Origin of the sequence: Commensalibacter communis, assembly GCF_947179015.1 — a bacterium.
In the GTDB taxonomy this organism is placed as follows: domain Bacteria; phylum Pseudomonadota; class Alphaproteobacteria; order Acetobacterales; family Acetobacteraceae; genus Commensalibacter; species Commensalibacter communis.
In genome coordinates this window covers 79,550-91,517 of the sequence record NZ_CAMXCM010000004.1, presented here as the reverse complement: position 1 = coordinate 91,517, position 11,968 = coordinate 79,550, and the positions used below count along the sequence as shown (strand labels likewise).

Sequence of the window (11,968 nt, the reverse complement as noted above, 5' to 3'; positions counted from 1 at the left end):
TAACCGTTTGATGTCAGAATTAATTGATATCGGGTTGGAACAAGGGATTTGGGAAACTGAATCCTTTGTTGTGCATTTAGATGGATTTGAAGGGCCGTTGGATTTGCTGTTGCAGCTGGCTCGCACGCAAAAAGTGGATCTGTCCAAAATCTCCATTTTACAACTCGTCGAACAATATTTAGAAATTATTGAATCTGCACGTAAAATTCGTCTGGAACTGGCGGCGGATTGGCTTGTGATGGCGGCATGGTTAGCTTGGTTAAAATCTTGCTTGTTATTACCAGAAAAGCCTATTGATGGTGAAGAAACCGAACACGCTGTTGATCTATTACAAGAACGTTTAGAAGAATTGGAACATATCAACAAAGTTGCAAGATGGATGAATGATCGACCTTTGTTGGGAAGCGAAGTGTTCACTCGCGGTTATTATGAAGATCATACAGAAATTGACTCTTCTGGGGTCGTTTTGGATATTTCGCGTTTTATGAATGCATATGTTGGTGTGGCGCGGCGAAAGTCTAAAAAGAAATCATGGAGAATACGCTCGTTTAATTTTTGGACGGTTCGGGATGCATTATCCCGATTGAAACGATTATTGGGTCAAAGTGATGTTCCAGGTTGGCATGTTTTGGATGCATTTTTGCCCAGCTATACGTCATTACAAGAGCCTGGGGTCACGATTGATATGATCTCTCGTCGGGTGAAAGCTGCGTGGAGTGGTACGTTGTTAGCAGGGTTAGAGTTGGCCAAAGATGGTCAAATCCAATTAAATCAAAAAGAGCAATTTGGACGTATTCAATTGAAGAAAGCTGATGAAGAGATAAAGCAATGACCGTCATTCCAATATTGTTTAAAGAAGTGCTTGAGGCGTTTATTTTTTCTCAGGAAAACCCAGTCTCTGAAAAATCAATGATCGAGCTGTTGATAAAAAACGCTGTATCCTCAGAAGACATGACGGCATTAAGTAACGAACTACAATTAATTTTAGAGCAATTACAACAAGAATATCGGAATAAAGGCATTCGATTATACAATATAGCAGGCGGATGGCAGTTCAGAACTGCCGAGGAATTAGCTCCTTATTTGGTTAAAGTCATTAATAAACCAAAACGTCTATCTCGTGCAGCAATGGAAACATTGGCGATTATCGCGTATCATCAACCTTGCACGCGTGCAGAAATCGAAAATATCCGTGGTGTGAGTTTAGGGCAAAATGTCTTGGACAGTTTATTGGAAAGTGTTTTAATCAAACCCTGTGGGACGAAAGCCGTGCCAGGTCGTCCGATCTTATGGGGGACTACTCAGGATTTTTTAAGTTATTTGGGGTTAAATAGTTTACAAGATTTGCCTAAGAAAGAAGATCTGTTTGCAGATATTCCCTATCAAACTTCGTAAGAATACACGAATTTATCTGGATTTTCTGGCCAGAACCCGTATAGAAAGAAATATAGAATAGATGTTTTGTTGCTGTGAATTCGAGGGATTGGAAGGACAAAAAAAGTAATGTTTGGTTTTTCCTGGGCAGAGCTCCTTTTGATTGGGGTGGTTGCCATGGTTTTTATTGGCCCCAAAGACTTTCCCAAAGTATTAAAATGGCTGTCCGATGTGATAAAGAAATGTCGAAAAATGGCCAATGAATTCCATAGCCAAGTGGATGAGGTGATTAAAGATCCTGATTTAAAAGAGGCGAAAGATCAATTACTGCAATTACGAAATCTAAATGTCAAAACTGCTATTTTAAATACGATTGATCGTGACGGGTCTTTACAAAGTAATTTACGAGATTCGCCTTTGTCACAAACAGCAATGAGTTCCCCAGCTACAGATTATTCAGAAATTGCCCAAGGGGAAATCAAGCCTATTCCAGGAATGGTTGATGACACCAGTAATGAATGGGCAGTTGAAAAAGAGATTGATTATGAAGCGTTGGAAGCCAAAGACCCAGCCCCGTCTTTTCTTCCGCCTCATATCGCCCAACGATTACAGGTCAGGCGTGCGGCACCCCCATCTCCTGCAATGATACCGCCCCATATTTCTAAATATAAAGAACAGAGATGGTCATGAGCGATCAAGAACAAGCAGAAAGTTTAAACGATAAAGCCATGCCATTGATGGAGCATTTCGTTGAGTTGCGTCGTCGATTGGTATGGTGTGTTGCGACGTTACTCATTACTTTTGGGTTTTGTTATCATTTTTCTCAGGAAATATATTTATTCTTAGCCCATCCTTTGGAAGCTGCGATGAAAGCTGATGGTCAAAAACCACAGATGATTTATACGGCTTTGTATGAAGCCTTTTTTACTAATATCAAAGTGGCTTTTTTCGGTGCAACTTTTTTATCTTTTCCGATGATTGCGACTCAAGCATGGATTTATATTGCGCCAGGATTATATAAAAACGAAAAAAGAGTTTTTGCACCTTTTTTAATTGCAACGCCTTTTTTATTCTTATTGGGTGCGGCTTTGGCATATTTCTTTGTTTTTCCGATGGCTTGGAAGTTCTTTTTGTCTTTCCAAGTGGGTGGGCCTGACAATGTCATGCATATTGAGCTACAAGCCAAAGTATCTGAATATTTAAGTTTGGTGACACGGTTAATTCTGGCGTTTGGTATTGCGTTTGAGCTACCTGTATTATTGACCTTGATGGCTAAGATTGGATTTGTAACGGCGCAAAAGCTGAAGAAATTTAGGCGATATGCGTATGTGATTGCGTTTATTATTGCGGCGGTTTTAACGCCACCAGATGTGATTACTCAAGTTTCATTGGCGATACCATTGATTTTATTATATGAAATTTCTATTTTTTCCGCTCGTCTCGTAGAGCCTAAATTAACTGAGGAGGATGAATAATGCATGATTTTCGTGCGCTGCGTACTGACCCAACGGCTTTTGATCAAGATTTAGCACGTCGAGGGTTACCTCCCGTCAGTGATGAGTTGCTGAAATATGATGAGGAACGCCGTTCTTTACTGAGTGAGCTTCATACTAAACAAGCGGATCGTAATAATTTATCCAAACAAATTGGGCAATTAAAACGCGATAAACAAGATAGTGCCGAATTAGAAGCACAAGCAATCGCCTTGCGGACAGAATTAGAAACTATTCAAACCAAAGCAGATGCGCTGGATGCCAAGATTTTTGAAATTCTTGCCAGCTTACCTAATCGTTTGGCAGAGGAAGTGCCTGAAGGTGCGGATGAGAATGAGAATATTGTAATTCATCAATGGGGTGAACCGAAGGATTTAGGATTTACGCCGTTACAGCATTTTGACCTTGGTGAAAAGTTGGGGATGATGGATTTTACAGTGGCTTCTAAATTATCAGGCGCACGCTTTAGTATTTTAAAAGGGTCATTGGCTCGTTTAGATCGTGCATTAAGTCAATTTATGTTGGATTTGCATACTGAGGAGCATGGTTATGTAGAACATATTGTTCCTTTGTTGGTTAATGAACAAACCATGTATAACACGGATAAATTGCCTAAATTTGGCGATCAATCCTTTTGCACCAAGGATGATCGTTGGTTAATTCCAACAGCGGAAGTACCATTGACAGCGATGCAAGCGGATGAATTGATTTCTGTGGAAGAGCTTCCTATTCGCAGGACTGCGGTGTCTGCTTGTTTCAGAAGTGAGGCAGGGGCTGCGGGTAAAGATACACGCGGGTTAATTCGTCAGCATCAATTCTATAAAGTGGAAATGGTGAGTATCACCACTCCAGAGGAAAGCGAAGCTGAGCATGAACGGATGACGCGTTGTGCGGAAACTGTGCTGGAAAGATTGGGATTGCCATATCGTCGTATTTTACTTTGCTCTGGCGATACGGGATTTGGCGCAGCGAAAACATGGGATTTAGAAGTCTGGTTGCCAGGTCAGCAAGCTTGGCGTGAGATCTCATCTTGTTCCAATACCAAAGCTTTTCAAGCCCGCCGTATGAATGCCCGTTTCCGTCCAAAAGCCGAAGAAGGGAAAAAAGTCTCTCCTGAATTTGTGCATACGCTTAATGGTTCAGGCGTTGCGGTAGGACGTGCGTTGGTTGCTGTAATGGAAAATTACCAAAATGCAGATGGCAGCATCATCGTGCCAGAAGCCTTGCGTCCATATATGGGTGGTATCGATAAAATCGGCTAGAATTTAAAAAAACTCCCCGTTACCTGCTGTGTGATGACAAAGGTAAGGGGAGGTTTTTATTTAATCCATACATTTATATCGAAGTAGGTTTCTTTCAGATTTTTAGGTAAAGAAGTTAAACGGCGTTTGGTTAGAAAAGCAAAGAATCTCTTGACGATGTCATGTGGATAATATGGTCTATACAACAGACCACGCCCTTTTTGTGCAAGCTCACGTGAAAAAGGAACAGGTTCTTTTAAAAGCTTTAAGATCCAAATTTTCCCTCCAAAGATAAAAGAAACAGTATTAGGAGGGATCAATTTAAAACTAACCAGATAAGAGCCATAATATTCATAATCATCATCATTATCAGGATTTAGCTCATAAATCTCTTCTGTAAATACCGGCTTTATCGATGTTTGATCAAGCATTTCACTTTTATTATTAAATAAATAAATCGTAGCCTTATGAATATCAACCCATTTTAAAGGATCATCAGATGTTGTGGTTTCAGACCATGGTAAATGATCGGACAAAGGTAACTCTTCAGATGTAAAAAGAATATAAAATGCATCAATTTTTATGCAGGCACGTAAGCAATATTCTTTGATAAGACAATTTGTACTCTTTCCATTGATCCAAACTTCACTATATCCCAAAAAATTATCATTTCGATCATATGCGATTTTAATTGAAACGCTACCATCTGAAACAAATTGCATTTTTATTTTCCATTTAAATGATCGTATTCTTCTAATGCGATCATACCACCCATCATACTAGAAGCAACAACGCAAATAATGCCTGCTTGTCCTTTGCCAATACAAACGGTTCTGGAACCGATTCCACCACCAACGAATCCTCCGACAAAGATTACAAAATCACTAGCAAGTTCATATATTAACGCGGTTGTTGGGTCATCTGCGAACAGAACATTGAATGCAGAAATGGCTATTGACATATGAAGCAATCTTAATTCAACTAGAGATAATCCCTTAGGATTTAAAAATTTACTGGTAACAGCACTATCTGCCCTGCCAGCAGCTTCAATCATTTCGTTAAAAACTCCAGCTTTGTTCTTCTTGAAAATATCGTGCATTTTACTTGGGTTCTTATTGTAGCTTTCCTTAATTTTCTTAACGATAGGTCTTCGAATTTTATCTTGTTCTGTTTGTGGTAGTTCACTAAAATTTTTAGGTAAGTAGGGTTTTGCTTCAAAGTTAGCAATGGAATTTTTTAGAGCATCTGCTTTTGACATTCCTTTATCCCCTTTTCGCATTCTTGCTTTTTTTAATCCTATAGAATGTGTCCAATTTCTTAAATCCTTTAAATTTTTGTTGCGCATATTAAAACTACTCCATCCTGCTTCTTCGGGCGTCATTTTTCCAAGGGCAATTTGCTTTTTATAATAATCTGCCATTTCTTTTAATCGGGCGTCATATGCTAACCTTACCCTGCGATCCCATACAAAACGTGCCCCATTATTAAACATAAGGGCGCGCAAATCATTTAAATTAGCTTCGAAATCATAAGGAAGATTTTTATTACATTTTATAAAAGGCGCAAAAGGATATGTAGTGCTGTATGAGGAGTGTGTGAATGTATCTGGACTTGCAAATTCAGGTATATATGAAGGTGGAGAAACATATCCATGTGTAATTACACCATTCACACGTCTTACAACAAACCTATCATCTTTTACAGGTTGCCAGCTTTTTCCTCTATCACGGCTAATAAAATAATTTATTTCATCATTTGTACAATATACGACGTTATTATTGATTGTATTAGTCATAATTTTTTTTCCTTTAACCAGCTATATTGACGTTCATGCTGATTTCTTTCGCGCTATTTTCACACATGCCAAATTCTGGATGATGTTCGAAATAAGTGGTTACAGAACATTTATCGGTGAATTGGTCTTCGCCATCTGTGAATACGGGCTCTAGGCGTGCATCATCGCTGTAGAGAGGGAAAAAAATATCGCTATATTGTGCAAATTGTTCACTCGCCCATGCATCATTAAAACGAACGGTAAAGGATTTTGCCATTTCTAAGGCGGCAATATTATTGTTTCCAAAAAAAGATATGCCCATGGTGATTTGAGAACGAGCCCACGTGATTTTATGTTTATTGGTATAACGTGTTTCTGGGGTTGATATTTGGTCATCTGACTCTATTTGTAGAAGAATGAAAGGAGCCTTTGGTGTGGAAACGCGATTTTGCATACCGTTAATAACTGTTAACTTGGCTCCTTTGATAGGAATTGCTTTTTTGATAAATTTTTCTACTAAATTATACATTTGTTTATAAGTTAGTTTTTTTAACTCTGGGAATTCTCCATCTTTAGGAGCTTTGGCTGTCACTTGGGCAGGGGTTTTCTTTTGACGCATTTTGAGTCTCTTTCATGTTAAAATAAGATTGTGATTTGAATCATTTGAACGCAGCGATGGCGTTGGGTTCTGGCGATATTTAATTTTATGGATGCCAAAATAAAAAAAGCACAGACTGCGCTGTGCTTGGAATGGTTTAGGGTCTAAAAGACCAACTTATTAGTTATTATCTCAAATTTTATCAAGAGTATCAATATATAAATCAAAGACGCAGGAATTAACTTGCCAACCTAGCCGTTAAATCTTCGATAAACTGCCACGCAACACGCCCGTTTCTGGAACCTCTGGTGACAGACCATTCATTGCCTTGGGCGATTAACTCTTCGTCAGAGATATTGAGTTTGCGTTCTTTGGCATAGGCACGAATGATATTATCATATAGTGCTTTGTCGCAATTATGAAATCCAATCCACAACCCAAAACGATCAGATAAAGACACTTTTTCTTCAACGGCTTCGGCGGGGTTAATCGCGGAATTGACTTCATTCTCTATCATATCACGAGGCATTAAATGACGGCGATTACTGGTCGCGTAAAATAATACGTTTTTAGGGCGACCAGCAATCCCACCATCCAGAACGGATTTTAACGCTTTGTAATCACGATCTTCTTTTTCAAAGGATAGATCATCAGAAAACACAATAAAACGATGAGGAAGGGGTTTTAACAATTGTAATAGAGTTGGTAAAGAATGAATATCATCCCTTGGAATTTCGATGATTTTAACAGGATCATGTTTATTTTCAGTTAATTGATTCACTTCTTGATGCACGGATTTAATCAAAGAAGATTTCCCCATGCCTCTGGCACCCCACAACATGACATTATTAGCGGATAGATTTTTGGCAAAATGCAGCGTATTTTCTAATAAAAGTTTTTTTTGATATTCCAACCCTTGCAATAATTTAAAATGAACAAACGAGACTTCATCGACTGGGATTAACGTATTTTTCTGTGCTGTCCAAATAAAAGCATTGGCTTGTTCAACATTATCGATATGGGGTTTTGGGGGTGATAATTGCTCCAAAGCCGTTGCAATGCGTTCCAGTAAGGGAAGAATATCCGTTGTCATAATTTTTCCAATAAATTTTTAGTAGGCGTTTGACGCTATATGTAATATGAAATAAAGATAAATAATTATACATAGTGTGGATAGAATAGGAAATAATTTATGACGAATTTAATGGATATCCTGATTCCTGCGGCTCATGCGCAGGCTGCTGGTGGTGGCGGTGGGGGTAATATCTTGATGACCTTTGCGCCGTTTATTGGTATCTTTTTCATTTTTTACTTTATGATTATTCGTCCACAGCAAAAAAAGGCCAAGCAACAACGTGAAAGCATGAAGGCGTTACGCAGAGGCGATAAAGTATTGACGGCTGGTGGTATTATTGCGACTGTTGTGAAAAACCAAGAAGATTCTGACGAAATGGAAGTGGATCTATCCAATGATGTCAGAGTCAAAATTCTGCGCAGCACGATTACATCCGTATTGGAGAGCAAAGCAATTCAAGCCAACGAAGCCAATAAGAATGTGAAAAAAGCCAAACCTGTGGTTAAGAAAGAAAAAGAAACTAAATCAGAAGTTAAACCAGAAGAACCTGCTCCAGTCATTGAGCTGGAAAAGTCAGAAGTCACTGATAAAACAGCAGATAAATAACCAAAAGAAAACCCGACATAAAGTCGGGTTTTTTATGGACTAGATTATGCGTTTAATTGTTGTTCCGCAAAATCATAATTAGCCAGTTTATTCAAGAAATTATCAATAAAATCTGGACGACGATTACGGAAATCGATGTAATAAGCATGTTCCCATACGTCAGCAACCAATAATGCTTTGCCTTGACCTTCAGAAAGAGGGCTTTTTGCATTTGGAGTTTTGGTAATGACTAATTTATCATTTTTATCAAGAACTAACCAAGCCCATCCTGAACCAAATTGAGTGGTTGCAGCTTTTTTGAATTCTGTTTTGAAATTATCAACAGAACCGAAATCTTTCACGATACGAGCTTCGAATGCTTCGGACATTTTTCCGCCTGTTGGGCTTAATGAATTCCAAAACATGGTGTGGTTATAATGTTGACCAGCATTGTTTAATACTGGGGTTAATGCTTCGTCTTTTGCCGCCATAACGATTAATTCTTCAAGAGTTTTACCTTGAAGCGCTGGATTAGCAGCAACCAAATCATTTAATGTGTTAACATAGGTTTGGTGGTGCTTACCATAATGATATTGTATTGTTTCTTCGCTCATTCCACCACGTGATAGAGCATTTTCAGGATAAGGTAGTTTTCCAAGTTCGAAAGCCATTTATTTTGTTCCTTTATATCGTTTCTTGATTATATAAGACCATTTTGGTTCTTATTATTCTTTATATATAAAATTTATCGCATTATTTATAAAGGTTAAATTATAAATTTGTTTAAATTTTATTTTTAGTAAAAATATTATATAAGGTTTTTATGACAAAAACAGACACATCTTCTTTACTTTCTGTATGTGCAATTTATGTACAAAAATATAACCCAGATTATTTCTATTGTACAATATTTGCTCCACTGTATCACAGAGAACTTATTTTTCAACTATTGGCGTTTCATATTGAAATTACACGTGCAGTTTCTTTGCCATCTTCTTGGTCAGTTGCTGGGCCAATGGCGGGATTTATTCGCTTGCAATGGTGGCGAGAGTTGATTGAAGGAAAAGATCGCACTCATGAGATTGCTCCTTTCATTAAAGAATCGATGTCGAAAGAATTATTACCAACAAATGCTTTGCTGGAAATGATAGAAGCAAAAGAAGAAGAGCTGGATGGCATCAAAGATTGGCACCATTGGGAATCTATTTTGATGCGATCAGCAGGAAAAACCCATGAAGTGGTTGCCCAGATTTTAGGCGTAGAAGATAGCGAGCAACTAAAGCATATTGCGACTTTGGGAATGGCGTGCGAGGTCACGAAGATCGCGCGATATTTGCCCAAGATTTTGCATTCAGGGCGCTGTCCGTTGCCTCAAGAGATCATTGATGAATATCATCTACAACGCACAGATGATGGTATTTCAACGACACCAGAAACAATCGATGCAATTCGACGAATTTTGATTGCCAAAGCGAGAGACTATCTACAAGCAGGGCAAGAGGTTCGCAAATTAGGGCGCAAGAAAATAGCTGCTATTTTACATGTGGTCTTGGCAAAAAGAGATTTAAAAAGATACCAGCATTGGGATCAATTGCCTGACAAACGAGGGGCTGGTGACCAACTGGCAGTGTTGTGGAGTAATTATAGAGGCAAAGTTGCCTTATAGCGTTTGCAATAATTCATCGACGAATATTGAATGATTCTTGGACGTGTTTAGAAAATACGTTATGATAAACGATTGTCATCATTAAACCAAAAGGAAAGGATAATGGGTGATGTTCGAAACATATCTGTTTCTCTGCATTCCATTAATTCTTTTATTGGTTTTTATAGGATTGATTATCAGATTATTCTTTAGCCCCCATAAAAAGATTATATTACTAACGCTTTTTTTGATGGTTGCAGGATTTATTTTATTTTGTATCGGGATGCTTCCTATTATTGCTGCGGGGGCTTCTGCTTCTGGTGGAGGTCATTCTTCGGGGTTTAATTATGATCCTGGACTTTATTTTTTGCTAAGCTGTATTTGTGCACTCAGCGTGGTGCCTTTGTCTATTTATGTTTTTTTTAAAAAATAAAAAAAATAGGTTATACAAAGTTATTCATTTAAAAAGCCCTAACATATGAATTAGGGCTTTTCTTTTCAAAGAATATAACGGATAGATTGCACAGCTTCAGTCATAATCAATCTTCTACAGCGATCAGAATATCCGATGCTTTTACAATAGCAGCAGCTTCCATCCCAACGGTTAATTTTAACTCGTCAACAGCATCGTTGGTAATGGATGCCATGACAATAGTACCATTAACCTCAAGGCTTACATGGGCTGTTGTGGCACCTTTTTTGATACCAACAATTTTGCCTTTTAACATATTACGTGCACTGATTTTCACTTTGAGATCCTTTATAATATGATTGCATTAATTAAACTTGATGAGCATATGATTTTTACGCCCAGAAGATAGTTTAATGATGTTTTCTTGTAAATCATTAACCGTGATGACTTGACCTTCATCTTCGACTTTTTGATCGTTGACTTTGGCACCACCCCCACGGATTAAGCGTCTTGCTTCGGCATTGCTGGTGGCTAAACCACTTAAAGCGAAAATCCGAAATGCAGGAATACCTTCGGCAAGTTCATTTTTGGATAAGGTAACTTCGGGTAGTCCTGTTTGTGCGACTTTGCCTTGCTCAAACGTTTCTTGGGCTGCTTTTTGGGCTTGTTCTGCGGCTTCTCGACTGTGGCAAATCGTGGTGACTTCGGTGGCAAGGATCTTTTTGGCTTCGTTAATTTCAGCACCAGGAAGTGCTGCCAAACGTTCACATTCTGCCACAGGTAAATCAGTAAATAATTTTAAGAATTTACCCACGTCTGCATCTTCGGTATTCCGCCAGAACTGCCAGAAATCAAAGACAGAACATTTTTCAGCATTTAACCACACGGCACCTTTGGCGGTCTTACCCATTTTCGCGCCAGAACTGGTGGTCAATAAAGGTGCGGTTAAACCAAAGACTTGTTTGCCTTCCATACGGCGTACTAAATCAACCCCAGAAACAATATTGCCCCATTGGTCAGAACCACCCATTTGTAAAACGGTGCCATAGCGTTTGTTCAATTCACGGAAGTCGTAAGATTGCAAAATAGAATAGTTAAATTCAAGGAAAGATAATCCTTGGTCACGATCCAAACGGCTTTTAACAGAATCAAAAGACAGCATTCTGTTGACAGAGAAATGCACACCGACGTCACGTAATAATTCGATATAAGAGAGCTTCTTTAACCATTCGGCATTGTCTACCATAATTGCATCTTTAGCGCCTTCTTGGATATTTACTACTTGGCGAATATTTTGGGCGATGCCTTCGAGGTTACGATCAATCGTTTCTTGGGTCATCAGGCTGCGTGCTTCTTCTCTGAAAGAAGGATCACCAATTTGTGCAGTCCCACCGCCAATCAACGCAACGACTTGATGTCCATGTTTTTGTAACAAGCGCAACAACATCAATTGCACCAATGATCCAACATGCAAACTGTCCGCAGTAGGGTCAAACCCAATATAGGCAGAGATGGAGCCTTTTAATATAATTTCATCCAAAGCCTCTATATCAGTTGCTTGGAAAATAAAACCACGTTCTTGTGCTTCTTGTAAGAATGGACTTTTATGCATGTTGATCTAATCTCAATAAAACGAATATACTATAATTGGTTGTTTATTATGATTGAACCGATTTTAAAAGTCATCCTCTTTTTTCAAGGCAATTTTCTCATAACGAATGGATGGGTTTTGAGGATAAGACCGAATTTAATTCCATAGTTTATTTAAAAC

General features: G+C 38.5%; 15 protein-coding genes. 8 read left to right on the top strand and 7 right to left on the bottom strand.

The window, feature by feature from the left end; genetic code table 11:
• The first annotated feature begins 10 nt into the window (after positions 1-10).
• The 5 genes from PQG54_RS08505 (at position 11) to serS (ending at position 4,129) form a co-directional block, all read left to right on the top strand.
• Positions 11-832, top strand: a complete 822-nt coding sequence (locus PQG54_RS08505; protein ID WP_271790020.1) for a segregation and condensation protein A — start codon at positions 11-13, stop codon at positions 830-832.
• Positions 829-1,395, top strand: a complete 567-nt coding sequence (gene scpB / locus PQG54_RS08500; RefSeq protein WP_271790019.1) for an SMC-Scp complex subunit ScpB — start codon at positions 829-831, stop codon at positions 1,393-1,395. Before PQG54_RS08505 ends, scpB begins: the two co-directional genes overlap by 4 nt.
• 108 nt (positions 1,396-1,503) lie before the next feature.
• Positions 1,504-2,064, top strand: coding sequence for a Sec-independent protein translocase protein TatB (gene tatB / locus PQG54_RS08495; protein WP_271790018.1), 561 nt, complete (start codon positions 1,504-1,506; stop codon positions 2,062-2,064).
• On the top strand, positions 2,055-2,849 hold the full coding sequence (tatC, locus tag PQG54_RS08490) for a twin-arginine translocase subunit TatC (RefSeq protein ID WP_370866903.1): 795 nt from the start codon (positions 2,055-2,057) through the stop codon (positions 2,847-2,849). The genes tatB and tatC overlap by 10 nt, the downstream gene beginning before the upstream one ends.
• Positions 2,849-4,129, top strand: coding sequence for a serine--tRNA ligase (gene serS, locus PQG54_RS08485; RefSeq protein ID WP_271790016.1), 1,281 nt, complete (start codon positions 2,849-2,851; stop codon positions 4,127-4,129). Before tatC ends, serS begins: the two co-directional genes overlap by 1 nt.
• Before the next feature lie 56 nt (positions 4,130-4,185).
• Here the strand turns inward: serS and PQG54_RS08480 are convergent, their stop codons facing one another.
• From PQG54_RS08480 to PQG54_RS08465, 4 genes are all read right to left on the bottom strand, one after another.
• A complete protein-coding gene (locus PQG54_RS08480) occupies positions 4,186-4,830 on the bottom strand; it encodes a hypothetical protein (protein WP_271790015.1) in 645 nt (214 codons plus the stop codon).
• 2 nt (positions 4,831-4,832) lie between these two features.
• Positions 4,833-5,903, bottom strand: a complete 1,071-nt coding sequence (locus tag PQG54_RS08475) for a hypothetical protein (RefSeq protein ID WP_271790014.1) — start codon at positions 5,901-5,903, stop codon at positions 4,833-4,835.
• A gap of 13 nt (positions 5,904-5,916) precedes the next feature.
• Positions 5,917-6,501 carry a phage neck terminator protein gene (locus PQG54_RS08470; RefSeq protein ID WP_271790013.1) on the bottom strand — a complete coding sequence of 195 codons (585 nt, stop codon included), beginning with the start codon at positions 6,499-6,501 and terminating at the stop codon, positions 5,917-5,919.
• A gap of 217 nt (positions 6,502-6,718) precedes the next feature.
• The gene (locus PQG54_RS08465) at positions 6,719-7,573 is read right to left on the bottom strand and encodes an ATP-binding protein (protein WP_271790012.1); all 855 of its coding nucleotides are present in this window, start codon (positions 7,571-7,573) and stop codon (positions 6,719-6,721) included.
• 99 nt (positions 7,574-7,672) lie between these two features.
• On the opposite strand from PQG54_RS08465, the gene yajC reads away from it, so the two are divergent.
• Positions 7,673-8,161, top strand: coding sequence for a preprotein translocase subunit YajC (gene yajC / locus PQG54_RS08460; protein ID WP_306421361.1), 489 nt, complete (start codon positions 7,673-7,675; stop codon positions 8,159-8,161).
• A 44-nt stretch (positions 8,162-8,205) separates the two neighbouring features.
• Here yajC and PQG54_RS08455 read toward each other — a convergent pair whose 3' ends face one another.
• The gene (locus PQG54_RS08455; protein WP_271790011.1) at positions 8,206-8,811 is read right to left on the bottom strand and encodes a superoxide dismutase; all 606 of its coding nucleotides are present in this window, start codon (positions 8,809-8,811) and stop codon (positions 8,206-8,208) included.
• Positions 8,812-8,963: 152 nt separating this feature from the next.
• Here PQG54_RS08455 and PQG54_RS08450 point away from each other — a divergent pair, with 152 nt between their 5' ends.
• Both PQG54_RS08450 and PQG54_RS08445 read left to right on the top strand, forming a co-directional pair.
• A complete protein-coding gene (locus PQG54_RS08450) occupies positions 8,964-9,806 on the top strand; it encodes a squalene/phytoene synthase family protein (protein ID WP_271790010.1) in 843 nt (280 codons plus the stop codon).
• Positions 9,807-9,915: 109 nt separating this feature from the next.
• The gene (locus PQG54_RS08445) at positions 9,916-10,218 is read left to right on the top strand and encodes a hypothetical protein (protein ID WP_271790009.1); all 303 of its coding nucleotides are present in this window, start codon (positions 9,916-9,918) and stop codon (positions 10,216-10,218) included.
• A gap of 106 nt (positions 10,219-10,324) precedes the next feature.
• Here PQG54_RS08445 and PQG54_RS08440 read toward each other — a convergent pair whose 3' ends face one another.
• A complete protein-coding gene (locus PQG54_RS08440; protein ID WP_271790008.1) occupies positions 10,325-10,534 on the bottom strand; it encodes a TOBE domain-containing protein in 210 nt (69 codons plus the stop codon).
• 27 nt (positions 10,535-10,561) lie between these two features.
• Positions 10,562-11,809 carry a tyrosine--tRNA ligase gene (gene tyrS / locus PQG54_RS08435; RefSeq protein WP_271790007.1) on the bottom strand — a complete coding sequence of 416 codons (1,248 nt, stop codon included), beginning with the start codon at positions 11,807-11,809 and terminating at the stop codon, positions 10,562-10,564.
• Positions 11,810-11,968 lie beyond the last annotated feature (159 nt).